Here is a 25,956-nt window from a genome sequence, read left to right on the forward strand (position 1 = left end):
TCTAATCACCAATATTGAATTCAGTTGTTTTTTCATCATCATCAACTAAATTAAAATCCTCTATCACATCCATCGCATCATTTTTAAAATCTTCATTTTCATTCGTTTCTTCTTCGTTGTTTTTTGAATGAGTTTCAACAAAAATGTTATTCTTTAAACCAAAATTACTTAATCTATATTTATTTTGATCTTCATCATTAATACTATTAAAATCTAAATTATCATCCGTTAACTCTGTTGTCTTTTCGATTGTGAAATCAATAGTATTGTCGTTAGTTTCAATTTGAATATTATCATTTGTTTTAGATAAATTTAATTCATTTATAAATTCTAGAGTCTTAGAATCATTTATATCGACACTATTGTCAATGTTGAAGTCAATATTTTCTTCTTCAATATCATCATTAGATAAATGTTTTAGATGTTTTTCATCTTCTTCTGGCTCTTCAAATTTATTATTGTCTAAACTATCATAATTTTCAATAATTTGAGAATTATTGGTGTTTTCTTCAACATTCAATGAATCTAAGGTTATATTTTTTTCTCCTAATGAAATTTCAAATTCATCAATTTCATTTTCAAAATTATTTTCAATATTTGATTGATTTTCCATTTCATCAATTTCATTTAAAAATTGTGAATTATTCAAATCTTCTTGCACATAATAATCATCTATCTCATCAATATTTGATTTTATGCTTTCTTCTTTTTTAACTTCTACATTAACAGCATTATCAATAATAGCAATACTTTCTAATTTGACTGGTTCAATTTTTGTTTCATCCTGTTCAATATTAGGTTGTTCTACAATGTTTATATCGTCTGATTCTGGTTGAACAATATTATTAAATTCTTCACCATCTGCACTGTTATTTGGCAGAGTATTTACATTATTTAACATAAACTGATTTGTTTTTAACTCAATTTCAACCAATGAGCTTACATAATTAAAGATTTTATTTTTAATTATTGGTCATTCTATTTCTGACATTGTAATAATAGGATATTCTTTTGATTCTAAAAAGTTGATATTATCTTTAAAAATTAAATATTTTCTATAATCATTTTTATATGAGAAATTATCCAGAATAAAGCCTTGAACTAACTTATTATTTAATTTGTTAATTAAAACGATGTCAATAGATTTAGTACCCACTGAATAATTTGTTTTAAACTCAAGATTATTATCTTTTAATAACTTCTTTAATTCATCTAAAACGTCAACTTTAAACTTTAAATCTTCAGGCATTGATATTAATTTTGTAGCTAAAAAATCTTCAACTTCATCTAAATAATTTTTTTGGTCATTTAATGGTAAGTCTAAAAACTTTAATCAGTCTTTAAACATTATCATATCAACTGTAGAACGTTCGGTTATTTCGATATCATCTGCATAAATCGATTTTACAACAAACACTTTTTCTTTTGCTCTGGATATAGCAACATTTAAAGCATTCTTCCCACCTTTTCTAGCAACATATGTATTATATAAAGCTGTATTTTTATCATACACAACAGACATAATAACCAAATCAGCTTCATCACCTTGAATATTTTCTATATTCTTAATTACTAATTTTTCGGATGAAATTGCGTCTTCTAATAATGGTTCATTTCCAAAAATTCTATTAACTAAATATTCTTGCTGTTTAACGTTAAATACTAAAATAATTATTTTATTGTAGTTTAATAAATTTTCTTTTGCAAGTTCAATAACTTTTTCGCCTTCAGCAACGTTCATACTGTTATCTCATTGTCCATCTACTTGAAATACTTCTATTGCTTTATCATTTGATAATGAAAGTTCATAATTATCAATAACATCTAATTTAGAATCGTAAAAATGTTTAGAAGAAAAAGTCATTAATGTTGCTTTTTTAGAACGATAATTTTTATCTAATAAAAGTGAATAAACACCTCTTGCTTTAGCATAATCTAATAACGATTCAATATTACCAAAATCATCTTCTTCATCAAAATTATAGGTTGCTGAAAATCATCTTGTAGGTTGCATTTGTTGACTATCACCTGATAGTATTTTTCTTTTTGCCAAATATAAAATAGGAATACCTTTTTCGATAAACATTTGTGAAGATTCATCTAAGATTGCAAAATCAAATTCTTCTTTTTCTCACATTGATAAATCTAATTCAGGAGTTGTAACAATTATTGGAAATAAAATTTTTATCATTTCCTTATGTTTATGGAAGAATTTGTAAGGTTTTAAATGTCCTGTTCTAATAGCCATCGCAAACGCAGTATATTGTGACTTTTGTTCTTCTGTAAAATTAGTCATTTTTTCAAAAGTTTTTTCAAGCAACATCCTAACAATGGTTTTATCATCATTTAATGTTATTGTTTTGTTGATCAATATTTTTTTATACTCAGATTTAAACTTTTCTATTTCTTCAAACGAAACAAGATTAACATATTTTAATGCTTCATTTACATCGATAGTCATCAAGTTTTCATCAGAAACAAATATTTGAGCCATCTGTTTTATTATTTTTGGAACTATTGTAAAGATATTTCATTTTTTGTTGTAATTGGTTTCATATAATCTTTTAACAATTGATTTCTTATCATTAAAGGAAGGATCAAAATTATATTTTAATTTTCGATCTAATAATTTAAGGTTTTCAAAGGTTGTTTCCGAAAAATTACCATTCATTATGGCACTATAAAAATTAATAATATTTGTTAAATTTGGGGTTTCTTTTATTAAATTAACATTATCAACATATTTTTCATCTTCATCGCTGAAAATAGAAAATCCTTCTTCTTTTTTTGAAGTTTGATAATTTTCTAATAAATGTATAAATTCTCTTAATGGTTCATAGAAAGTTTCTTGTCTTAAATTTTTATCATTTAAGGCAAATAAACAAAATATCGATAGCTTTTTCATTCTATTTCTCAAAACATCCAAAGCAGCCTTTTTTTGACTAACAACAAGAGCGGTATAACCTCTTGCAATAATATTTGCTATTAAATTAGAAATAGTTTGAGATTTACCAGTTCCAGGAGGACCTCAAATTATTGTATCTTGATATAAAGAAGAAACTGTTGCTACATCTTGAGAAAAGTTTGTTTCTTGGATTTTAAACAATTTAAATTTATTATCAAAAATTACATGATTTACTTTTTCTCTATATAAATTCTTGTTAAAGTTTGGATTTAATATTTCATCAAATTCATTATTTTCAATTATTTTTTTCATTTGATTTCATAAATATCCAGAAGATACGTTATAAAAACCAAGTACTATTCCTGAGTGAAATTCAATTGATGTATTATCAATATCCTCAACAGTTAAATTTTGAATACCTTTTTTCAAGCTGTCAGGCATTTTGAATAGTGGAGTTCAAATTGTTTTAAACTTTTCAAATACTTCTTTGATTGAAAGGTTATTAAAATCAAAAGAATCAACATTTAATGAAAATCCTTCTTGATTTAAAAATGTAACAAGCTTACTATTTACACGGATATCTGAGTTTGAATGAAGATAAACTAATGAATTTTTAACTTCAATTATTATTTCTTTAAAAAATAAGGGTGCATAAATTGTTTTATTCTCTGTTTTTATTGATATGTAAAAAAAACCAATATTCAGTGGTCAAATATTTGTTTCAATATTTATATTTTGGGCTTTATTTAAAATTTTCTTTCATTTAACAATAGATTTTTGGAATTCTGTTTCCTGGTTTGAAATAATAATATTTTTTGCTTTTTCAAAACTTGAACCAAGCATTTTAAATAAATTATCATCAATTCTCTTGTTGTATTCTTTAAAAATAGCAACAACCTCAGTTTTATTTTTAGCATAACTAACTTTTTCTGCAATATTTCTGTTAGCAACTTCAGTTAAAACACAATTAATGTTAAAGTTATTATAGATTTTATCAAATGTCGATTCACCAAAGTTTTTTAAAACGTCAAAATATTTTTCATTATCTATTGAACTAAATAACGAAGAATCGAGGGTATCAATGTTTAATAAGTTAGCCATTAATGTTTGATATTTAAAATTATTTGAACTCATTATTTTGCCTCATTGATTAATTCATCTATATATTTTGCAGTATTTCCTACAACCAATGAAATACTTTTGCTTTGAACTGTAATTCCAGTTACGCCATCTAGTTTTTTTAGTTTTATTAAATCAATTTTTTCTTTATCATAAAAGCTAATTTTTAAAACTTTTTGCGTTGAAGAAACTCTTTCTATATTTTGATTGCCACCTAAATATTCGATTAGTTGTTTAAAATCAAAACTTAAATTTGTTTCTTTTGTTAAATAGTTTTTGATTTTTGATTGTCTATATTTTTTTTGTCAATAAATTAAAATAAAACCAAACGTGATTACTATTAAGAAAAAATATAAAAATTTATTCTTTTTATTCATATTCCGCACCTTTCTTGAGTTAATTTGTTATTTACTTTTAAATTATATTTTAATTTATAATTAAAATTTAATTTTAAGACAATAAAAGAAAAAATAAGAGTAATTTTTTATTATTTATAAAACCCAGATAATATTTTTTTCAACTTATTTTAAGGATAAAAAGAATTAATTGGTATTTAAAATATACTATCTTTAGTAAGTTATTTATGAGAATATAATTTTTTTTAAAAAAAATTAATATAATTTATAAAGATTTTGAAATTTGTTTTTATATAAAAACAAGGAGATAATATATGGATAAAAAAAGAGTTCTAAGCGGAATAACTGCAACAGGTAAATTGACGCTTGCAAATTATATTGGTGCTATTAAGAATATGGTAAAACTTCAAGATGAATATGATAGCTATATTTTTATCGCTGACCTTCATGCGCTAACATTGCCAATTGAACCTAAGATATTGGAAGAGAATAGAAGAAATATTTTTGCTTTATATATCGCGTGTGGAATTGATCCTTTAAAATCAACAATATTCTTTCAATCAGATGTAATGGAACATGGCCTAATGAATTGATTGATTCTAACAAATACAACAATTGGTGAACTATCAAGAATGACTCAATTTAAAGATAAATCTTCAAAGGTAAAAACAGCGAATGGTATGGAAACAATTCCTACAGGACTTTTAATTTATCCAACATTAATGGTCGGTGATATACTACTTTATAACCCAGATTTAGTTCCTGTTGGAATAGACCAAAAACAACATGTTGAATTAACAAGAAATTTAGCACAAAGATTAAATAATAAATTTAAATTAGATTTCAAAATTCCTGAACCATATATACCAAAAATTGGAGCAAAGATAATGTCTTTAGTTGAACCTACTAAAAAAATGTCTAAATCTGATACAAACGAAAAAGCTTCAATATATCTTTTGGATGATCCCGAAAAAGCTTATAAAAAAATTATGAAAGCTGTCACTGATTCAGAAGGAAAAATATATATTTCAGACGATAAACCTGGTATAAAAAATTTATTAAGTATCTACTCTTCTTTAAAAGATATTTCTTTAGAAGAAACAGAACAAATATTCAAAGACAAAAATTATGGTGAATTAAAACACGAAGTAGGAATTACGGTTAAAACATTCCTAGAAGATGTTCAAACAAAATATACGCAAGCAATAAAAACTATTGATGAACATTCTAAAAACGGAGCTAAAAAAGCTTCAATGATTGCTACAAAAAATTTAAATAAATTAATGAAAGGAGTAGGTTTAAAAAATGAAAGCAAATAATAAATTAAATCACTCAACAAGCCATCTATTAGCTGCTGCTATTTTAAAACTTTATCCAAATACTAAATTAGCTATCGGTCCTGCTATAGAAGAAGGTTTTTATTATGATTTTGAATTTGAAAATTCAATTTTAGAATCTGATTTACCAAAAATTGAAAAATTAATGAAAAAAATGGCGGAACAAGGTTTTGAAACAAAAAAAGTAGGGGGGGATTTTTTCTCTTTCGATAATCAACCTTATAAAAAAGAACTTTATGATGAATTTTTAAAAGACGGAAAAGAAATTACTTTTTTCCAATTTGTTCATCCTAAAACTAATGAAATTTTATTTACTGATTTATGTGCTGGTGGGCACGTTGAAAATACTAAAGAAATTAAACATTTCAAACTTCTTTCAACCGCCGGTGCTTACTGAAGAGGTAACTCAAATAACAAGATGCTAACTAGAATATATGGAACATCTTGAGAAACAAAAGAAGAATTAGATAAATATTTAGAAATATTGCAAGAAAGAAAAGAAAGAGACCATAGAAAAATAGGAAAAGATTTAAACCTATTCTCATTCAATCAACTTTCAGGTCAAGGATTACCAATTTGATTGGAAGACGGAATGAAAATACATAATTCAATTAAAAATTATGTATTAAAACTAGACAAAAAATATGGGTTTACAGAAGTACTAACACCGCATTTTGGTGAAAAAAAATTATATGAAATTAGTGGACATTGATCTCATTATCAAGATACTATGTTTAAACCTATTTCTATGGAAAATGAAATGCTTGTACCACGTCCAATGACTTGTCCTCATCATATAATTTTATTTAATTCAACAAGAAGATCATACAGAGATTTACCAATTAGATATTCAGAACAATCAAGATTATATCGTTATGAAAAATCAGGAGCATTAACAGGACTTGAAAGAGTTAGAGCTATGGATTTAACAGAAGGTCATGTTTTTGTAAGACCTGATCAAATTAAAGATGAATTCAAACATCTATACAATATGATCTTAACAGCACTAAATGATTTTAAAATCGAAATAGACCACGTATCACTATCATTAAGAGATCCTAATGACAGTGAAAAATTCTTCAACGATGATCAAATGTGAAATAAGGCAGAAAATGATTTAAGAGAAGTATTAAATGAATTGAATATTGAATACAAAGAATTTATTGGTGAAGCTGCTTTTTATGGACCAAAAGTTGATTTTCAAGTTAAAACTGTTTTAAACAAAATTATTACAATGTCAACATTACAATTAGACTTTTTATTACCACAAAGATTTGAAATGAAATTTATAAACGATAGAGAAGAGTTTGAAAGACCAGTTTTAATACATCGTGGATTAATTGGTACTTACGAAAGATTTATTGCTACATTATTAGAACAAACAAAAGGCGTACTACCATTTTGATTAAGCCCAAGACAAATAACAATTATTCCAATAACATCCGATTTAAATGAATATAGTAAAAAATTATATGATGAATTTTTAGATCTTGATTTTAATGTAAATATTGATCTAAGAAATGAAAGAATTAACAAAAAAATTAGAGACGCTCAAATACAAAAAACAAAGTATATTATTATAATAGGGAAAAATGAGGTTGAAAATAATATACTTTCAGTAAGAGAATACGGAAGTGATGAAACTTCAAATTATACAAAAGAACAATTTATTCAAAAAATTTTCGAAATTAAAAGAAACCTAAAATAAATAAAAAACATCCTTAGATTTGTAATCTAGGGTTATTTTTTTATTTATTATCTAATTTATCTTTTTCTTCTCGAGCTTTTGTTAATGAGTTTTGTACTTCTTCTTTTTTTATTATTGTAGTATTCAACAGTTTTTTCGTCGTATGTTTTATTTTCAATATCTTTTTTAACTTGCTCTAGTTTTGTATCTAACTCATCTTTTATTGTTGAATATTTTTCATCTTGTAATGATGTATTTACATATTCTTTAGCTTCTTTAATTTTTTCATTTAATTTTTTTAGCAGCTGTTTTTTTGATAAACTATCTGGAAAAATGGTTAATCTTCCACCTCTTGCACGTCCTATTGCTGTTTCTAAACCTGATATTTTTTCATCATAAAATTCAGCAGTTCTTTCGTTTTCGTGTTTAGATTCTACTTCTTCATGTATTGATTTAATAGAATTATATGAATTATACTTTGCATATTCGTATTCTGGATCCAAAAGTTTATCAGTTGAATAATTTTCAGTTTTTTTCTTTTTAGCTTCGTAAGATATTTTTGATGCCTCTTTTCTATCTATTTCATTTTTTCAGTTTTTGCATATTCAAGCGCTTTTTCTAATTCTTTTACTTTTCCCTTATAAAATTCATCAGTTTTAGTTTCATTTGATGCATCGGTACCGTTGTATCTATTTCAGCTATTTTTTGATCTAATTCTGATTTAATATCCTTATATTTATCATTATTTAAATCATTATTGAATAATCTTCTGCTTCTTTTTTCTTAGCTTCGTAATCTTTTTGAGCTACAGAAGAAGTTTAACTATCAGAATTACCATCTTTGCTGTCTGTATTTTCATCCAATGTTTTCTTAGATTCTTTTGCTTCGTTGATTGCATCTTCTAATAATTTAGTAGCGTCTTCATAGTCTTTTTTAATGCTATCTTTATTTATACTAGCTGTTGTTTGATCTTTCTTTTCTTGTAATTTTGATTTAATGCCATTATATTTATCATCTTCTAATTCTTTTAAAAGTTTATCTACTTCATTAACTTTCTTTTCGTATTCTTTTTTACTTTTTAATAAATCAACAACATTATTAGATTTAGAATTTTTCTTTAAAAATAATGTAGAAACAGTAATTGTCAACCCAGTAGCTGCAATTACATTTGCAATTCCTAATCATAATAATTTCTTAGAGTGTTTCATTTTATTCCTTTGTCTATAATTAATTTTTATTTATTTATGTATATACATTAATATTAATACAAAATATTAAAAAATATTTTTTTAATATGAAATAAATCTAAATTTCAATTGTAATTAAATAAAACATCGCTTTTTGTACATTTTATAATATTAAAAAGCTAGACCTTATAATTTGGCTAGCTTTTTAAATAAAGTTTTACAATCAATAATTAATTATATATTATGTGTTAAACGTAGTGAAATTAAAATTACGTTTGCTACTATTAAAACTGTTAAGATTGTAAATAGAATTCAGAAAATTCTTTTATCTCTTCTTGTTGTACCAAAAAGTGATGAAGTTTTCTTTGTGCTTGAACATGGACAAGCTGTGCATGATGAAGCAAAACCTGTAATTACATATTCATATGATTTTGAAGTTTTACCTTCGTGTTCTAAATGATATGTAATAACAACTGTATTTTCAAGTTGTGAAACTTTTTCAATAACTGTTGCGTATTTTGATTGTGATTTAACGTCTAATGCTGAAACTTGTGATGCTTTTTTGTTAGCTGCATCTTCAACAAAGAATGTTGTTTTTGAAGCTTCGTTATCTAGATTTACAACTGTTTTCTTAACTGCTTGTTTTTTAGCTGGAGCTGGTTTATCAACCAATTCTGCTTTTTCAATAAATTCAATAGCTTCTTCGCTTTTAACGCTTTCAGCTTTGATTTTTTCAACAATAACACGTGCTTTAGCGATGTTAACACTTCCACGGTATGCACCGTTTTGGTGGAATCATACACGAGTGTCATTTTTAGTTTTTTCACTAACTCTGATAAATTCTAAAACAGCGTCAATAAATTCCTTAAAGTTACCTGAAATTTTTTGGTTAGCTTTTTTAAAGTTAAATGACACATTTCTGTTTTCATCAAATTTTTCTGAGATATAGAATTTTTCTAATGTACTTTTTGCCATTATATTATCTCCTTTTTTTTATTTTGTTACTATATTTTTTTATACGTATACACCAATATTTTAATGTAAATTTATTAAAAATAAATAATTTATTCAAAAAATATTGAAAAAACAACCATTTATATTGGTTTAGCATTGATTTTTATCCATTTTTTCAGTCTTTTTCAATATATTGATGATTTTTTTTCAATGTATTGAATTTCATTGAAATAGATTGATTATTTTACTATTTTGCTTCTTAATAATTCTTTTATTTTAACTACATTTTCATCACTAATAATAGGCTTTAATTCTTTTTTAATGTCGTATAATAAGCTACATAAATTTTCAACATTTGTAAATACTAAATGTGATGGGTAATTATTTATATCAAATTTTGAAACAGATTTAAAAACTAAAATACCAACTATTGGAAGATTTAATGGTAATATAGGTATTAACATTTCGATATTTTTATTAAGATTTCAAAGCAGGTTATTTATACATACTTTGTCCTTATTTGAATGAAGAAATCATTCTCTGCTATTAAAATCACCTTCTATTTGTGTTCCTTGATCATTAAATTCGTTTATCACAAACAGACCATAACTATTAACTAAAATTTTTCCTGAGCTAAATATTTTATTACCTGATGATAAATATTTAGAATTATCTATAAATTCATTATTTTTAATAATTGTTTTTACTTTTTTTATTTCATCAATTAAATTAATTTTGTTTCCTTCATTAATTACTTCGTTTGTTTGAATTCTTTTTTTGTTTTTAAAATGACGAACAATTACAAATATATTTAAAATTATCAAAATTAATAATATCGAATATATTATACAAAGCATAATAATCATTTGTGTATCCATTTTAACTCCTTATTTAAAAATATGGTTGTTTAGTTTTTGTTTTATATCCTTATAATTAGGTATATATTTTTTTAGTAAATCTCAAAATTTTTTTGAATGATTAGGGAATGATAAGTGGCAAATTTCATGATAAGCAACATATTTAATTATTTCATCCGAAAAATAAATTAAATCAGTACATATATTAATCTTATTTTTATCAATTACAATCGAAGCTCAAGAACTTTTTTTATTTCTAATTGAAAATGTTAGATTATTTCCTTTATTATAAATTTCATTTAAGGCATTTGTAGTAAATATTTTAAATTTTTCAATCAACTTAAGTTCTAAATCTTTTTTAATATATTTTTTTAAATTATCTAAATTAAGTCTTTTAGGTAATTTTATAAATTCATTTATCTTATCGTTATAAATTATAATAAGATTATCTACAATTTTATAATTAACTAAATTACCAAAATAATAAAATTGTTTATTTTCTTCATCTATTTCTAGCTTGGCTTTTTTTCTTAATTTATTTTTATTAATAATCTTTAACATTGTATCTTCTAAAAAACAATTAAACTTTTTAGAAGATATATTAACAACTGAACCCCTGATAAAAAAAATATTATCCTGAAAAGTCAAGTAAACATGTTTAGCATTAGTATAAAATATTTTCACTTCATATTCAATATTATCTATATATTTTTTGATTACTTGATCAGGTTTTTTCATACAAATATTTTAATAAAAATAATATTTTTATTTTTATTTACGATAAAACTATTAAAAAAATAAAAAATATTAAGTTAAATATAAAAAAAAATATTTTTTTATGTAAAATTAAATATGCTAATTAATTATTTAGCAAGAAAGGCAAAAGAATGGCAAATATTAAATCAAAACAAAAAGCAATATTATCTAACGAAAAAGCTAATGCACGTAATTCAGCTATTAAATCAACAGTTAAAACAGCTATTAAAAAAGCTAAATTAGCTGCAACATCAAAAGATGAAAAAACTGCTGAATTAGTAGCCAAAGCACACCATGAAATTGACAAAGCTGTTTCAAAGGGTGTTTTACACCAAAACAATGGTGCTAGAAAAGCCAGCCGTTTAGATGCATTTATTGCTAAAGCCAAAAATTAATTTTTTTAAACTAATAATAAAAAGTCGGTTATCCTGACTTTTATTTTGCATATTTATTTACCTTAATGTGTTTTTCTTTTTTTATCAAAAATACTAAAACAAATTCTCCTTTAATACTTTGATTTTCTAAAATAGAAAGAATTTCTGATGGTCTGCCCCTATAATCTTTTTCATGCAATTTTGTTAATTCTTTACATAAATATAGTTCTATATTGTCATTGAAAACATCTTTAAAATCATTTAATGTACTGATAAGTTTATAAGGTGATACATACGATACATATGTTCCTGGTTCAAACTTTTTTAACTGATTAATTCTTTCTCCACTTTTATCTTTTAAAAATCCTAAGAAAGAAAATGTTGAACCAAGGTTAGATTTTATAAATGCATGAGTAAATGCTGTAGGGCCACCAATTACATCAACAAAGATATTATTTTTGTTAGCCTCACTTATTAAATTAAAGCCTGGATCTGAAATGCACGGCATTCCTGCATCAGAAATTAATGAAACATTTTTACCTTCTAAAATAAGAAAAATGATTTTTTTTAAAATAAGTTTTTCATTAAATTTATGATATGAAATTAGTTGTTTATTTTCAATATTAAAATGTTTTAAAAGTTTTTGACTATTTCTAATATCTTCGCAAAGTATAATATCTGATTCTTTTAAGATTCTTATCGCTCTTAAGGTTATATCTTCTAAATTACCAATCGGAGTCCCTACGATATTAAGTTTATAATCCATACAATTCCTCCAATCTTAATAATAGAGAACTTTTTTGTAAATTAAAATTTAATCCATAATCAAGATTTTCTTTTATTTCTTTTAATAAGTCAATTATTTTAAAAATAGGGATATAATCAAATTTTTCTTTATTAATTTTTTTAATATCCAAAATAACTAAATCCTTTAATCCTTTTTTAAGTTTATAAATATCTAAATAGCAAAAAATCAAAAAGTTTAATAAAACTTGGTTATTCTCAAAACTCAAATTTGAAATAATTAACTCTAATAAACTATCAATTTGTTTATAAGATAGATAAATACAATTAACTATGTTTTCGAAAATTTCTATATATTGTTCTTCATATTCAATATTATTTTTTAAAAAGAATTTTTCAAAAGGCTTTTCTTTTGTTTGATCAGTTGTTTTTAATTCGTTTATTTCAATTATAAAAGCTCTTGATTTAACAGTTTTTAAAACTTGAGCAATATAGTTGGAAGACATTAAAATAAGAGTGTTGTGAGGAGGATTTTCAAGGAATTTTAAAAGACTATTTAAAGATTGCTGAGTCCCGTTTTCAACTTTGTTTATTATTAAAATTTTCTTTTTATTTTTTGAAAAAATCGATGTCTCTGTTGTACTTGAAATAGCATCTAATACTTCTTGTTTTCCAATAGTATCATCGTTACCGTTAATATAAAAATAAAGCTCGCCAAACTTTATTTGATTAAAGTTTTCAAACTTTTCGTTATTTATAGAATTAATAAAATATAAAAAATAAGCATCAAAATTTTTTATATTTTTTGATGAAATTAAATATACTTGATTTAATTTATTTTCTTTAAGAGAATTGTCAATTACATTTTTAAAAACGAGGTTATTCATTAGATAACTTCTTCTTTAATTAGAATATCAATCACTTTATTAAATAGTTCGATTATTGAACAATTAGCATCAACGATGCGATATTTATCAGGATTTTTTGATATTACTTTTTTGTATGATTCTCTTAGCGAAACATAATATTGAATGTCTGAAGTTTCTAATCTATCCATTCCTTCGCGCATTTTTGTTATTCTTTCAACTGAAATAGAAGGTTCTAGATCAAAAAATATTATGAAGTCTGGCTCAGTTTTATTTGTTGCAATTTCATTGATAATTTCAACTTTTTCAAGTGTTGCATCCCCTAATAAACCTTGATATACATAAGATGAAGTTGTATAACGGTCTGTGATAACATGTTTATTTTCTTGAAGAGCTGGTCAAATACCTTTTTCTAAATTTAGTCTTCTACTTGTTGCAAATAATAATGCATCAACCATTGAACTAAATGAATTTTCATTATCTAAAATAAGCTGTCTAATTTTTTCGGCTTCTTTAGAAAAAGCAGATCCTGGTTCTCTTGTGAAAACAAAATTATCTATTAATTTTTTTGTTATTAATTCATTTTTCAACATTTGGATAATTGTAGTTTTTCCTGAACCGTCCATTCCTTCGAATGCTATAAACTTACCAACTTTACTCATAAATATTCCTCATCTTATAAAAATTTAACTATATTATTTTTTTATTTAAAATAGACTGTTTTAAAGATATTGGATCAATTGATTCAATTGACATTCCAAAAGGTATCCCAATTGATAATTGATATACTTTTATCCCTTTAATTCTATCTCTGATTTGTTTTTCTAAATACCTCATTGTTATTTGACCATTTAAATCAGTATTTAATGCAAGTATTAATTCTTCACAATCTTTTGCATTTTCTATTAATAAATTTATTTTTTCAATAGTTTTATCTTCGATTTTTTTTAAATTTATATTCTCTGAAAAAACAAAATATTTTCCTTTTTCAATATCAAGTGTTTCAAATTTATCAATATTTAAACTATCTTGAACTACAAATATTTTTTTAGATCTTTTTCTTTCTTCACAAATCTTGCAAATATCTTGGTTTGTATATGTTAAACATTTAATACACTTTTTTGTTTCATTTTGAAGAGTAATTATTTTTTGAAATAAATCATTTGTATAATCTATTTTGTTTTCTAAAAAAAATGAAATTATTTTTGAAGCTTGTTTTTTAGAAATTCCAGGTATTTTATTTATTTGCTCAATTATTTGTTCTTTTAATTCATTATTCATTAAAATGGTAATCCTGAATTTGAATATTTATTACCTATTTCATCATATGCAACATTAACTTTTTCAATAGCTTCATTAACCGCTAACATAACTAAATCTTGAATCAATTCAGGATCTTCTGGGTCAATTAATGCCTCATTAATAATAATTTCAGTTATTTTTCTTTCACCACTCATTGAAACCTTGATACCTTGTTTTTCAACAATAAAGGTTTGTTTAGCAACTTCAGCTTCATCTTTTTCCATTTCGCTTTGAATTCTTTTTGCGTTTTTTAACATTTCATTTATATTCATTTTAATCTCCTATTTTTTTGGTTCTTTTACTATATCACCAAATAACTTTTTAGCATATTCTACATTTGGACTGACCTTGTTTCTATATTTTTCTAAACTTGGTAGGCTTATCATTTTAATTTCTTCATTCTTCTTAGATATTCAATTTAATTTACAATTTTGAATAGCCATTTCCATTTGTTCTTTACTGATAGCAACAATGTTTGTATATCTACCAAAGATACTATTAATTGCTTCAATAAAATCGTCATCACTTCTTTTTAAATTAAGCTGATGTACTTTTAATATATCATCAGATCTAAGAACAATCAATTCATTAATACTAAAGAAAATTTTAAATCCAGTCAATAAACTAATTAAATTTGAGTATTCTTTTTTAATTCTTTGTTCAAGAATGCTGTAATACATCGTATCTAAATCAAGTTTAGAAGTTCCTTTGTAATTATATAATCCCATCTTGATATATTGGTATATAAAAGCAAGTTTATTAACATCTTCTTGTTCCAACTCTGGTTTAATGATATCAACTGTTTTACTTAGTGAGACATCATTACTAAATTCAGTTGTAATAATGTCATTTAATAAATCATTATTTTCATATTCACTAGTGGTTTCTGCAATTAATATTTCTGAAGTTTTTTCTAAAATGTTATCGATATTAATTTCTTTAATACCTGATTGTTCTAATTCTTCTTTTATCTTATTAATTTGAATTTCATCTTCTGTTTCATATGAATTTGAAATATTAGCAAGGTTGAATATTGAATTAAATTTATCATGATTATCACTAGTATTTTTTTCTTCATTTAAAATCGTTTCATTTACTAATTGAAAATCTTCTGCAGATTCGTTATTTAATTTTGTGTGTTCAATTTCTTTTTCTTCAATAATACTATTTATATTATCATGATCAATGATTGAAGATTTGTGTTCTTTTTTATTAATTGAAGCCATTTTTAATAAATAAAGTTCTATTATTTCTTTAGGGATGTCACTATATTGTGATTCATTAATTGCACTCTGAACTATTTCGATGTATTCAAAAAGTATTTTATCGTCTATATCCAATTCTAGAATTTTTTCAACAGTTGCATACTCTAAAAGAGTTTGATCATCTGTTTTTTTATAAATTACATAATCTTTTAATGTAGTGAATAATTGAGAAATTATTTTTTCAACACTTGCACCATTATCTACTAAATGATTAAATTTATTTATCAATAGTTTAGAATCGGAATTATGTATGCATTTTAATAAAAATCATATATTTTCAAAATCTACTATTCCAAATAATTCTTCAATTTCTTTAGTTGTAATAACTTTATTAGAACAATAAATTGAAATTTGATCAGCTATACTTAATGTATCTCTAAAACTGCCATTTCCTAAATTTACTAATAATTTTATTGCATCCTTATCTGCTTGAATATTTTCTTGCTCAAAAATATAATCAAGTTGATTTTCTAAAATTTGTTTATCAATTTTTTTAAAGTTAAACCTTTGCACTCTACTTAATATTGTTAAAGGTATTTTTTGCGGATCGGTTGTAGCTAAGATAAAAACAACATGCTTTGGTGGTTCTTCAATTGTTTTTAATAAAGCATTGAATGCCCCTTTTGATAGCATATGCACTTCATCTATAATGTATATTTTATATTTTCCGTTTGTTGGAAGATGCTTTATTTTTTCTCTTAACTCTCTAATATCATCAATACCTGTATTTGAAGCTGCATCAATTTCAATAATATCCATGTTTTTATCAACAGACAAAATACATTGCTCACAAGGACTTTCATCAATTCGATGTTGACAATTTATTGCATTTGCAAATATTTTTGCCGTAGAAGTCTTTCCGTTGCCGTGTGGGCCACAGAATAAATAAGCATGACCAATCTTATTTTCCCTAATTACATTTTTTAATGTTTCTATAATATGTTGTTGGCCTTGAACTTGTTCAAAAGTTTTTGGACGATACTGACGATATAATGCTAAATATTTTTTTTCAAGTGACATTATACCTCCCTAAAATATAAATATATTTTACCAAAATTCAGGAGAGGCCAAAATTAAAACTATTTTTTATATTAATTTAAGAAAATATAAGACTTCATTCATATCATATATAATAATTAAGATATGAATAAAGTAGATAAAACAATTAAAAATATAAACAACAAAAATTTTCTTTCTTTTTTTATTCTAACTATTGTTGCATTATGTATTTCTATATTTCAAATAATTGCAATTAGTATTTTTAAGATAAAAATAAGTAGATCTATTTTTATTTCTATTTTAATAATGATAGTTTTAACTATTTCAATAATTTTATTTAAAACTTTTTCCTTTGCTTTAATCTATAAAGAAAGAAATAATTTAAATCATAAAAAATTATTGCGCATATTATTTGGTCTAGTAATAACATCATTAGTCTTTGCATTATTTTTTATTATTATAATTTTCTTACTTAACTCAACTTATAACGAATTTTTGAAAGCCTTAAATCAAAAAAATACCAAATTAGCGGAAGAAAATAAATTATTTTTCAATAATTTAAAAATTGTTAAATTAATTTTAGATTCACTGTTATTTTTGAATATAATTACAGTATTAAGTATAAATATTTATATCAAAAATAAAGGTGGTATATAGATATGAAATTCGATAAATCTTGTGGTGCTGTAGTCCTTAGAAATGTTGAATCTAAATTATATGTTTTATTAGTCCAACAAACTGCTGGACATTGAACTTTCCCCAAGGGGCATGTTGAAAATAATGAAACAGAAATTGAAACTGCTTTGAGGGAAGTTAAAGAAGAAACAAATGTTGATATAAAAATAATTGAAGGTTTTAGAGAAATAAGTAAATATTCACCGTTTTTTAATATAAGTAAAGAAGTTGTTTTTTTCTTAGCAGAACCCATTAATTTTGATATCAAAAATCAAGAAGGTGAAATTGATGTTGTTGAATGAGTTGATATCGAGGATGCACTTGTTAATAAATTAAGTCATGAAATAAATAGAGAAATATTAGAGAAAGCAGTTAATTTTTATATAAATAATTGTTGAAAATATAAATAAAAAATAAACCTCCAATAATACTTTGGAGGTTTATTTTCCCAAAGAGAAAGTTCAAGTGCAACACAATGCCTTGGGCTTTTTTTATTATACATTTTATTTTTTTAAAATTAATAAATCAAAAAAAGTAAATAGAAAATATTCATTTTTTCAAATGAAGATAAGCATAATTTTATTATGTTAATTTTTGTTAATAATAATTATTTAATATATTCTAAATAGGTTTGTAATGGTGTCTTCCAATTTAATATTTCCCGCGTCATATTATTTATTTGGTTAACAACTGAGTCAAGTTTTTCTTGAGTTATAGTATTAAAGTTAAAACCTTTTTTGAATTCTCTTCTCAAAATTCCATTTCAATGTTCATTTGAGCCTCTTTGAAAAGATGCATAAGGTTCAGCTCTATAAATCTTTATATTTAATCATCTGGCTAAAATACCTATTTTTTCAAATTCAATACCATTGTCTACTGTTATTGTTTTTACTTCTAATTCATTATCTCTTATAATCTTTTTTAACTCTGAATTAATTATATTTGGTGATTTGCTTTGTATTATTTTTGCAAACCCTATTCTTGTTTTTCTTTCAGTTAAAGTTAAAACATTATTATATCCATTGGCTCTCTTTCCTAAAACTAGATCTGCTTCTCAGTGTCCAAATTCAAGTCTTAAATCTATAGATTTAGGTCTAGTTCATATTGGAAAAACATAATCAGCAGATTTTACAAGCCGTTTTATTACGGATGCTGTTCTTTTACCACCTTTTTTATAATATTGTCTTAATTTATCGTACTTTTTTATAACTCAATTATTAGTGTTTATTCAATTAAAAACCGTTCTTAAAGAAGGACAACAGTGTTTTGTGCTAGTTTTTATAAAATTATATGTTGACTTTATACCAAAAAAACTTTTTTCATATTTTTGTAAAAAAGCGTTAGAAAAATTTTTGAATTTTTGGTTATCCACGAATTTAAAATAATACTTATGTCTTGATCTTTCTCTTGTTTTTAAACTAGCGTGTTTAAATTCATAAGTTCCAAAACTATTTGTATTCCTCTTTATTTCTCTACTTAGGGTCGAAACACTTCGCTCGATTAATCTCGAAATCCTACGAAGAGAATAATTTAACTTTAAATAATTTTCAATAATTATTCTTTCATTATCTGTTAAATGGTTATATTTTTTTATTGTATAATTCATATGAGTTCCGTTCCAATGGAACTTTTCTTTTTTAATTAATATAAAAAATTCAAGTTCCACATCTAAATTTTACTTTAAACGTGTTGCACTTGAATTTTCAATTTAGGAAAATAAACCTCCAATAATACTTTGGAGGTTTATTTTTTTATTCTTTTGGTTTTAATATTGATTCTAATTTAACTTTAAATTCTTTTAATATTTCTTCTTTCTTAGAATTTAAGATTTCTTTAATTTCTTCTTCAGTTTTTCCTTGGTCTTCTAAGTGTTTTCTTTCAGAATCAACTAAGAAATCAATAAAATTATTTATATTATCAATATTTTTATTTAAATTATCAGAAGAATTATTTAATCAAGGTAATTCAATTTGACTATTTGATGATGGTAATCCTTCATAATTATTTAGAAGATTAGCACTACATTCTAATGCGATTCTATCAGTTAATTCCTTGAATTTTTTTGATCCTAATTTTGTATATATTTGATATGGATTTTTTTGTGCATATTGAACAAGATGAGTACTACGACGCAACTTATCCATAATATTAATATGATCTTGTCACCCTGAGTCAAAAACATTTAAAATAATATTTCTTTCAGATGTATTTAATGAAGTTAAACTGTATTTTTCAATGATATTTTGTCTTAATTTATCATATTCTTTTTTTCATACTGAAACAATATAAGAAACAAGTTCTTCTTTATCCATTTTTTTAATTTCATCGATTTGGAATTTATGATTAGTTAATAACATAAAATTCTTATTTAAATAATCAACAAAATTAGCAAAGTCCATTGTGTCATTTTTTTGCACAAAATAAGGATTATTTACAATTTGTTTAACAGATACTTGAAACATCTTATGAATTATTGAACCTAAGTCATCTCTATTTAAAATTAGATCACGTTGTTCATATATTAGATCACGTTGTTGTCTAATAACGTCATCAAAATTTAAAACACTTTTACGACTATCGTAATTAAAGCCTTCGATTTTTTTCTGTGCTCTTAAGAATGCTGAACGAATTGCTTCACCAGGTATTGCACTTGAACCATATTCTTTAAAAATTTCTTTTCATCTATCTTGAACTGAGAAACGTAAGATCAATTGATCATCTAAAGAAAGGAAGAACTTTGTATAACCTATATCTCCTTGACGGCCCGAACGACCTTTTAATTGGTTATCAATACGACGTGATTCTGCTTTTTCAGTTCCCAAAACATATAAACCACCATTTTCTATAGCCTCTTTTGTTGGTTTAATATCGGTACCACGTCCTGCCATATTTGTCGCGATAGTAACAGCTCCGGCTTCTCCGGCCTTAGAAATAATTTCAGCTTCCGAAGCATCTTGTTTTGCATTTAAAACAGTATGAGGAATTTGTTCTTCTAATAAATATTCATGCAATACTTCTGAATCTTCAACTTGGGCAGTACCAATTAATATCGGTTGCTTACGTTGATATGCTCTTTTTACTTCTTTTACAACTGCTTTTCATTTTGAATGCATGTCTACATATATTTCATCTTTATCATCAACTCTGACTACTGGTTTATTTGTAGGAACAACATTAACTCTCATATTGTATATATCAATAAATTCTTTTTCTTCGGTTTTAGCAGTACCAGTCATACCGCTTATTTTTTTAAATAATCTAAAGAAGTTTTGATATGTAATTGTTGCAAGTGTTTTAGTTTCTGATTCAATATCAACACGTTCCTTAGCTTGGATAGCCTGCTGTAAACCTTCTGAGTAGGCTCTTCCTTCCATAATACGTCCTGTAAATGAATCAACTAACTCAATTTTATTATTTCTAACAATATACTCAACATCAAGCTTCATAACCTTATGTGCTCTTAATGAGTTTTGAATTCTATGTACTAACTCAGAGTTTTCTAAATCATACAAATTTTTAAAGTTAAAGTATTTATTAGCTTTTTCAATACCTTGATCAGTTAAATAAACTGACTTAGATTCTTCATCAATAAAGTAATCATTTGAATTTAATGTTCTTACAAAAAGGTCGGCAATAGTATACATTGTACTTTCTTCATGATCACCACCAGAGATAATCAATGGTGTTTTTGCTTCGTCGATTAAGATTGAATCAACTTCGTCTAGTAAAACATAATCTAATCCTCTTTGAACTTTTTCTTCTTTAGACATAACCATATTATCACGTAGATAGTCAAATCCTAGTTCAGAGTGAACTGAATAAACAACATCACATGCATATGCTTCACGTTTTAAATTAGTATGCATTTGAGCTTTATTAATTCCTACAGTTAAACCTAAAAATTTAAATACTTGACCCATTTCTTCAGCATCACGTTCAGCAAGATATTCATTAACCGTTGAAACAATAACACTGTTTCCACCTAATGCATTTAAATACACAGGAGCAATTGAGGTAATTGTTTTACCTTCCCCTGTTTTCATCTCAGCAACTGAACCTAAATCTAAAATAATTCCACCAATCATTTGGACATCATAAGGACGCTTACCTAAAATTCTTTTTGTAGCTTCTCTTGAAACTGCAAATACTTCAGGTCTAATATCATCTTGTGTTTCACCAAGTTTTATTCTTTCTTTAAACTCAATTGTTTTATTTTTTAACTCTTCATCAGTTAGTTTTTGAATTGTTGCTTCTAATTGGTTAATTTTTTTTAGAGTGTGTTCAGCAATTCTCATTTCAGTAGATTTGAACTTTAAAAATTTCATAATTTAATATTTTATATTAAATTTAGATAAATTTAGATAAATTAAAAGACAGCTTATAAATATGCTGCCTTTTTTAAATAATACTTTTAACTAAATAATCTTAATGTATCTTGATTAAGTATTGTATAAACACCTATAACTAATCCATAAATTATGAATGCTAAAGCAACTAATCCAACGATAACAACAGATAAAATTCCAACTATTTTTAAGACTTTTTTTGTAGTTCTGCTAACTTTTTGTTTGGTAGATAAATTACTATAACTTTTATATTCCATATCTTATCCTTTTGTTGCATTTCCTTGTCTTGAAATTGCAGCCATAATTCTTTTTCTTAGAATAAAGTAAACCACAATCATAGGGATAACAGCCAATAATGTAGCAGCCATTCTTACTGATAATATAGTTTGTACTTGTCCAGGAGCAACTTCATGTTTACCTGTTGTAAATAGTCATAAGTTAATTGGAGCATAATATCCTGCTGTTTCTCCAGGAGCTGAATCTCATAATAATGCTGGTCATGTATATGAGTTTCATGAAGCTAAAGCTGTTAATATTATAACTGTTCATGTTGTAGCTTTTACCATTGGTAAAGCTATGTTAAAAAAGTATTTAATTCCACTAGCACCGTCTAACATTGATGATTCTTTAACTGAATTTGGAATTGCTTCAAATGCATTTTTATACATATAAGCATTGAAGATTGAAGTTGCAAATGGAACGATCATAGCAACTATAATAAATGGGTTACCATTTCCAATTCATCCAGCTTTTGAAACTAGTGTATATTGTAATGAAATAAGTGTAATTTCTGGTATTACCATTAATGATAGAAATAGACCAAAGAAAGCACTTTTTCCTCTTCAATTTCTCATTGATAATGCATATCCTAATGATACTGCAAAGAATAATCTAACAACCACTGAAATAGATGTATATCCTGCGGTAAATACAAGAGATTGTAAATAACCTTCTTTTATTGATTTTGAGAAGTTAGATCAATTTAGACTTGTTCCTAAAAAAGCTCCAGAGAAAGTCTTACCGTTTTGAACATACTTAGAGTGTTCAAATGGTCACCAAGCTATTTTAAAACCTTGGTCTTCATAGAATTTTGGATCTACTAATGATTGCTCAATCATAAAGTAAAATGGAAGAATTATTAAGAAACTAAAAAACGTTAAAATCGCAACTTTGAATGACCATTCAAATATTTTTCCTAACACATTTGTTGTTGTGTACGGTTTGGTCATCAACTCTTGTTTAGATTTTAAAACTGATTTTTCTCTTTTGTATCTCAGCTTTAAGCTTGTTAGCAACATTTTTTTCTCCTAACTTGATTTTTAGTTTGTAGATTGATGATACTGATTTCTTAAGTGAATATGAAATTGTAACACCTAGTATAAATAAGAATACCGATGCAGCCATGGCTCTTCCAAACCCTGCTGTAGCGAATCTTACTGCTTGGAAAATATAGATTAATAAAGTACTTCCTTGTTCAGCTATAGCCTGACTTGCGTCGTTGTTATATAAAGCAAGTGGGAATACTTTAATACCATTAATAATGCCTATAGTAAATAGAAATGAAATTGTTTTTTGAATAGATGGTAGTGTTATTCTAAAGAATTGTCTAGAACTTGAAGCTCCATCTATTGCAGATGATTTATATAAATCTGGATTAACTGATAGCATTGCAGTTGTCAAGATTAATACTTGAAATGCTAAACCACCTCAAACACCTCTTATTAAAATAACAATAAAAGGATTTCATCTGCTACCCGAGCCATATAGTAATGGGAACAATGCCCCTTCTGACGATTTACCAAATAATGCAGTAAATGTTAAGGAAACAGCAACAGCTCCAGTCATATATGGTAGGAAAAATACTGTTTGTCAAAAGCTACGAGCGTGTTTTCTTATTATTGTAGCAATTGCTGAACTTATTAAAATAGAAATAGTTAATCCAATTGGTAAAGCAATAACTGCATATAGTAATGAGTTAATTATTGCTGTGTGGAACTTAGGGTCATTTAATATACCAACTGTTCCTTTTGATTTGTAGTAATTATCAATTGACCATCCGTATTCTCTAAATGATGATGGTGCTCTAAATGAACCAATAATAACAAATATAAATGGAATAATTACCATAAATAATAAAACTATTAAAGATGGCAACATTAGTAAGAATGGTTTCCAGAATGGAGTTCTGGTATTTAAAATACTTAATGCTTCACCAGTTTTTTTAATACGGTATTTTTTTCAAAAATAAGTGTTCATTAAATTCTTTCCTTACTATCAACATCAAACATATGGTACAATTCTTCTCTTTTAATTGATAATTTTACTGTTTCACCGATTTCGTATTTAGTTTTTGCACCTAGGAAAACGTTAGCTATTTTGTTTATTTCTTTAATAAATATTTGAGCTTGAATCTCTTTACCTAAATATTCAACTAGTTTAATATCACCGGTAATAATTCCCTTTTCATCTTCAATCAATGATTCTCCACGGAAACCTAAATCAATAGTTTCTTTTTCATATCCTTTTGGAGCTTTTGTTAATTTTTTACCTGAATAGTATACATAACCATTTTTAACTTCTGTTTCAAAAATTGTCATTTCAGGCATACCAAGGAATTTAGCAACAAATTCATTCTTAGGTTTTAAATATAAATCCATTGGAGCACCTATTTGTTGTACCTTAGCAGTCGACATACAAATAATTTTGTCACTAATTGACATAGCTTCTTCTTGGTCGTGTGTAACAAAAACTGTTGTAATACCAAGTTCTTGTTGAATTGAACGTATTCATTTTCTTGTAGAAATACGTAATTTTGCATCTAGGTTTGATAATGGTTCATCAAGTAAAAGAATTTTTGGTTTTTTAACAATTGCTCTAGCGATTGCAACACGTTGTTGCTGTCCTCCAGATAATTGCGTTGGTCTTTTACCTAAGTTTTTTGTTATTTCAACTCTTTGTGCAACATCCAATACATCTCTAACTATTGCTTCTTCAATAGTTAAAACATCTTTACTAAATATTTTTATTTCTTTTTGCAATTCTTCAGGAAGCTTTAGAGCTAATTCATTTAATGCTTTTTTAACATTAGTGCTTTTAATTGCTTTTTGTTCAAAAATTGGTAAAAGTAGTTCTCTAATTTTTTCTGAATAAACGGTTTGAGTTTCTTTTTCTACTAATTTGATACGTTTTTTAATTTCTTTAATTTGTTCATTCAAAGGATCTGCTTTTTGTTCGGCAAGTTTCGAATTTAATTTTTCTTTTGCTTCTTTAACTTTTTGTGTATATTCATTTTTTGTTGAATTATATTTTTCGACATAAGCTCTTTTAAGTTCTGAAATTTTTTGTTTTAATTCATTCTTAATTGCTGTTATATCATCTTTATTTTTTTGTTTTAATGAAGCAATTTCTGAATCAAAATCATTATCATTTAATTTATCGTTAGCTATCGCGATTTCTTGTCTATCTTTAATTTCGTTTAAATTCTTTTCAAGTTCTTTTTTAAAATTAAAGATCGAATTCTTCGCTTGCTCTTTGCTTTCTCTAATATCTTTTAAAACTTTTTTCGTTAAGTTTGATAATAAAGCAGTTTTTTTAGTCAAAATGAAATTGTAATCGTTTAATTCCTTATCAATAATATTATTGAAATTTGTTTTTAATTCCGTTAAGTAATTTCTTGTTTCTTTTGGATTATCAATTGTGTGATATAACATTGTTCTTGTCTCTGAAATTACTTCTTCGGGAACGTTAAAATATTTGAAAACTAATTCAAATATTTTTTGTTGAGCTAATTTAGATTTTTCAATTGTTTCTTCTTTTCAATGTTTGTCGTTTAATAGTGGGAATGCTATATTATCATACACAGTCATGTGTGGGTATAATGCATAGTTTTGAAATACTAAACCTAATTCTCTTTGTTGTGGAGAAAATTTAGTAACATCAACACCTGAGAAAAATAATTTTCCTGATGTAGGACGCAATAAACCTGATATAGCATTTAGCGTAGTAGTTTTACCTGAACCCGATGGCCCTAGTAAAGTAACTAATTCACCTTTTTCAATAACGAAAGACGCATTGTCAACTGCTAGTGATTCACCAAAGTCAATTACTAAATCTTTAACTTCAATGGCAGGAACTAGTTTTTTTGCTTGATAACGTTCTTTTGAAAAGCTATGAATATCACTTTGTGTTAATCCACTGTTTGCTTTTTCCATATTTTTTCCTTGTACT

The 25,956-nt window shown here is 25.2% G+C and carries 24 protein-coding genes; 5 read left to right on the plus strand and 19 right to left on the minus strand.

Annotation, left to right across the window (positions count from 1 at the left end):
• Nucleotide 1: 1 nt before the first annotated feature.
• Nucleotides 2-4,039, minus strand: coding sequence for a DEAD/DEAH box helicase (locus tag V2E26_RS01695; protein ID WP_330463141.1), 4,038 nt, complete (start codon nucleotides 4,037-4,039; stop codon nucleotides 2-4).
• Nucleotides 4,039-4,401, minus strand: a complete 363-nt coding sequence (locus V2E26_RS01700) for a PTS glucose transporter subunit IIB (RefSeq protein ID WP_330463142.1) — start codon at nucleotides 4,399-4,401, stop codon at nucleotides 4,039-4,041. Before V2E26_RS01700 ends, V2E26_RS01695 begins: the two co-directional genes overlap by 1 nt.
• Nucleotides 4,402-4,694: 293 nt before the next feature.
• Here V2E26_RS01700 and trpS point away from each other — a divergent pair, with 293 nt between their 5' ends.
• Together trpS and thrS are read left to right on the plus strand one after the other, a co-directional pair.
• Entirely contained in the window at nucleotides 4,695-5,699 is a 1,005-nt protein-coding gene (gene trpS, locus V2E26_RS01705) for a tryptophan--tRNA ligase (protein WP_330463143.1), read from the plus strand.
• Nucleotides 5,686-7,425 (plus strand): threonine--tRNA ligase, encoded by a 1,740-nt coding sequence (gene thrS / locus V2E26_RS01710; protein ID WP_330463144.1) that lies wholly within the window; start codon nucleotides 5,686-5,688, stop codon nucleotides 7,423-7,425. The genes trpS and thrS overlap by 14 nt, the downstream gene beginning before the upstream one ends.
• A gap of 56 nt (nucleotides 7,426-7,481) precedes the next feature.
• Here the strand turns inward: thrS and V2E26_RS01715 are convergent, their stop codons facing one another.
• The 5 genes from V2E26_RS01715 to V2E26_RS01735 form a co-directional block, all read right to left on the minus strand.
• Nucleotides 7,482-7,907 carry a hypothetical protein gene (locus V2E26_RS01715; protein WP_330463145.1) on the minus strand — a complete coding sequence of 142 codons (426 nt, stop codon included), beginning with the start codon at nucleotides 7,905-7,907 and terminating at the stop codon, nucleotides 7,482-7,484.
• A gap of 315 nt (nucleotides 7,908-8,222) precedes the next feature.
• The gene (locus V2E26_RS01720) at nucleotides 8,223-8,612 is read right to left on the minus strand and encodes a hypothetical protein (protein WP_330463146.1); all 390 of its coding nucleotides are present in this window, start codon (nucleotides 8,610-8,612) and stop codon (nucleotides 8,223-8,225) included.
• A gap of 213 nt (nucleotides 8,613-8,825) precedes the next feature.
• A complete protein-coding gene (locus V2E26_RS01725; RefSeq protein ID WP_330463147.1) occupies nucleotides 8,826-9,566 on the minus strand; it encodes a hypothetical protein in 741 nt (246 codons plus the stop codon).
• A gap of 218 nt (nucleotides 9,567-9,784) precedes the next feature.
• Nucleotides 9,785-10,423, minus strand: coding sequence for a hypothetical protein (locus V2E26_RS01730; RefSeq protein WP_330463148.1), 639 nt, complete (start codon nucleotides 10,421-10,423; stop codon nucleotides 9,785-9,787).
• A gap of 9 nt (nucleotides 10,424-10,432) precedes the next feature.
• Nucleotides 10,433-11,140: a YgjP-like metallopeptidase domain-containing protein gene (locus V2E26_RS01735; RefSeq protein WP_330463149.1), complete on the minus strand. Its 708-nt coding sequence runs from the start codon at nucleotides 11,138-11,140 to the stop codon at nucleotides 10,433-10,435.
• Nucleotides 11,141-11,289: 149 nt separating this feature from the next.
• Here V2E26_RS01735 and rpsT point away from each other — a divergent pair, with 149 nt between their 5' ends.
• A complete protein-coding gene (gene rpsT / locus V2E26_RS01740; protein WP_330463150.1) occupies nucleotides 11,290-11,553 on the plus strand; it encodes a 30S ribosomal protein S20 in 264 nt (87 codons plus the stop codon).
• 40 nt (nucleotides 11,554-11,593) lie between these two features.
• Here the strand turns inward: rpsT and rsmI are convergent, their stop codons facing one another.
• Genes rsmI through dnaX form a run of 6 tightly spaced genes read right to left on the minus strand, consistent with a single transcriptional unit; the run spans nucleotide 11,594 to nucleotide 16,729 of the window.
• Nucleotides 11,594-12,298 (minus strand): 16S rRNA (cytidine(1402)-2'-O)-methyltransferase, encoded by a 705-nt coding sequence (rsmI, locus tag V2E26_RS01745; protein WP_330463151.1) that lies wholly within the window; start codon nucleotides 12,296-12,298, stop codon nucleotides 11,594-11,596.
• Nucleotides 12,288-13,163, minus strand: coding sequence for a DNA polymerase III (locus tag V2E26_RS01750; RefSeq protein WP_330463152.1), 876 nt, complete (start codon nucleotides 13,161-13,163; stop codon nucleotides 12,288-12,290). Before V2E26_RS01750 ends, rsmI begins: the two co-directional genes overlap by 11 nt.
• Nucleotides 13,163-13,804 carry a dTMP kinase gene (tmk, locus tag V2E26_RS01755; protein WP_330463153.1) on the minus strand — a complete coding sequence of 214 codons (642 nt, stop codon included), beginning with the start codon at nucleotides 13,802-13,804 and terminating at the stop codon, nucleotides 13,163-13,165. Before tmk ends, V2E26_RS01750 begins: the two co-directional genes overlap by 1 nt.
• A gap of 28 nt (nucleotides 13,805-13,832) precedes the next feature.
• A complete protein-coding gene (locus V2E26_RS01760; RefSeq protein WP_330463154.1) occupies nucleotides 13,833-14,423 on the minus strand; it encodes a toprim domain-containing protein in 591 nt (196 codons plus the stop codon).
• The gene (locus V2E26_RS01765; RefSeq protein WP_330463155.1) at nucleotides 14,423-14,716 is read right to left on the minus strand and encodes a YbaB/EbfC family nucleoid-associated protein; all 294 of its coding nucleotides are present in this window, start codon (nucleotides 14,714-14,716) and stop codon (nucleotides 14,423-14,425) included. Before V2E26_RS01765 ends, V2E26_RS01760 begins: the two co-directional genes overlap by 1 nt.
• 9 nt (nucleotides 14,717-14,725) lie before the next feature.
• Entirely contained in the window at nucleotides 14,726-16,729 is a 2,004-nt protein-coding gene (gene dnaX / locus V2E26_RS01770) for a DNA polymerase III subunit gamma/tau (RefSeq protein ID WP_330463156.1), read from the minus strand.
• A 123-nt stretch (nucleotides 16,730-16,852) separates the two neighbouring features.
• Here dnaX and V2E26_RS01775 point away from each other — a divergent pair, with 123 nt between their 5' ends.
• Together V2E26_RS01775 and V2E26_RS01780 are read left to right on the plus strand one after the other, a co-directional pair.
• On the plus strand, nucleotides 16,853-17,365 hold the full coding sequence (locus V2E26_RS01775) for a hypothetical protein (RefSeq protein WP_330463157.1): 513 nt from the start codon (nucleotides 16,853-16,855) through the stop codon (nucleotides 17,363-17,365).
• A 2-nt stretch (nucleotides 17,366-17,367) separates the two neighbouring features.
• Nucleotides 17,368-17,793 carry a bis(5'-nucleosyl)-tetraphosphatase gene (locus V2E26_RS01780; protein WP_330463158.1) on the plus strand — a complete coding sequence of 142 codons (426 nt, stop codon included), beginning with the start codon at nucleotides 17,368-17,370 and terminating at the stop codon, nucleotides 17,791-17,793.
• Between the two features lie 197 nt (nucleotides 17,794-17,990).
• On the opposite strand, the gene V2E26_RS01785 is transcribed toward V2E26_RS01780, so the two are convergent.
• The 6 genes from V2E26_RS01785 to V2E26_RS01810 all read right to left on the minus strand — a co-directional run bounded on the left by V2E26_RS01785 (nucleotide 17,991) and on the right by V2E26_RS01810 (nucleotide 25,940).
• Nucleotides 17,991-18,989, minus strand: coding sequence for an IS30 family transposase (locus V2E26_RS01785; RefSeq protein WP_330463159.1), 999 nt, complete (start codon nucleotides 18,987-18,989; stop codon nucleotides 17,991-17,993).
• Between the two features lie 145 nt (nucleotides 18,990-19,134).
• On the minus strand, nucleotides 19,135-21,708 hold the full coding sequence (secA, locus tag V2E26_RS01790; RefSeq protein WP_330463160.1) for a preprotein translocase subunit SecA: 2,574 nt from the start codon (nucleotides 21,706-21,708) through the stop codon (nucleotides 19,135-19,137).
• A gap of 86 nt (nucleotides 21,709-21,794) precedes the next feature.
• Nucleotides 21,795-21,986: a hypothetical protein gene (locus V2E26_RS01795; protein WP_330463161.1), complete on the minus strand. Its 192-nt coding sequence runs from the start codon at nucleotides 21,984-21,986 to the stop codon at nucleotides 21,795-21,797.
• Nucleotides 21,987-21,989: 3 nt separating this feature from the next.
• Nucleotides 21,990-23,027, minus strand: a complete 1,038-nt coding sequence (locus V2E26_RS01800) for a carbohydrate ABC transporter permease (RefSeq protein WP_330463162.1) — start codon at nucleotides 23,025-23,027, stop codon at nucleotides 21,990-21,992.
• Nucleotides 22,969-23,985 carry a carbohydrate ABC transporter permease gene (locus V2E26_RS01805; protein WP_330463163.1) on the minus strand — a complete coding sequence of 339 codons (1,017 nt, stop codon included), beginning with the start codon at nucleotides 23,983-23,985 and terminating at the stop codon, nucleotides 22,969-22,971. Before V2E26_RS01805 ends, V2E26_RS01800 begins: the two co-directional genes overlap by 59 nt.
• Nucleotides 23,985-25,940 carry an ATP-binding cassette domain-containing protein gene (locus V2E26_RS01810; RefSeq protein WP_330463164.1) on the minus strand — a complete coding sequence of 652 codons (1,956 nt, stop codon included), beginning with the start codon at nucleotides 25,938-25,940 and terminating at the stop codon, nucleotides 23,985-23,987. Before V2E26_RS01810 ends, V2E26_RS01805 begins: the two co-directional genes overlap by 1 nt.
• Between the last annotated feature and the right edge of the window lie 16 nt (nucleotides 25,941-25,956).

Source organism: Metamycoplasma gateae (genome assembly GCF_036352135.1).
Classification (GTDB): domain Bacteria; phylum Bacillota_I; class Bacilli_A; order Mycoplasmatales; family Metamycoplasmataceae; genus Metamycoplasma; species Metamycoplasma gateae.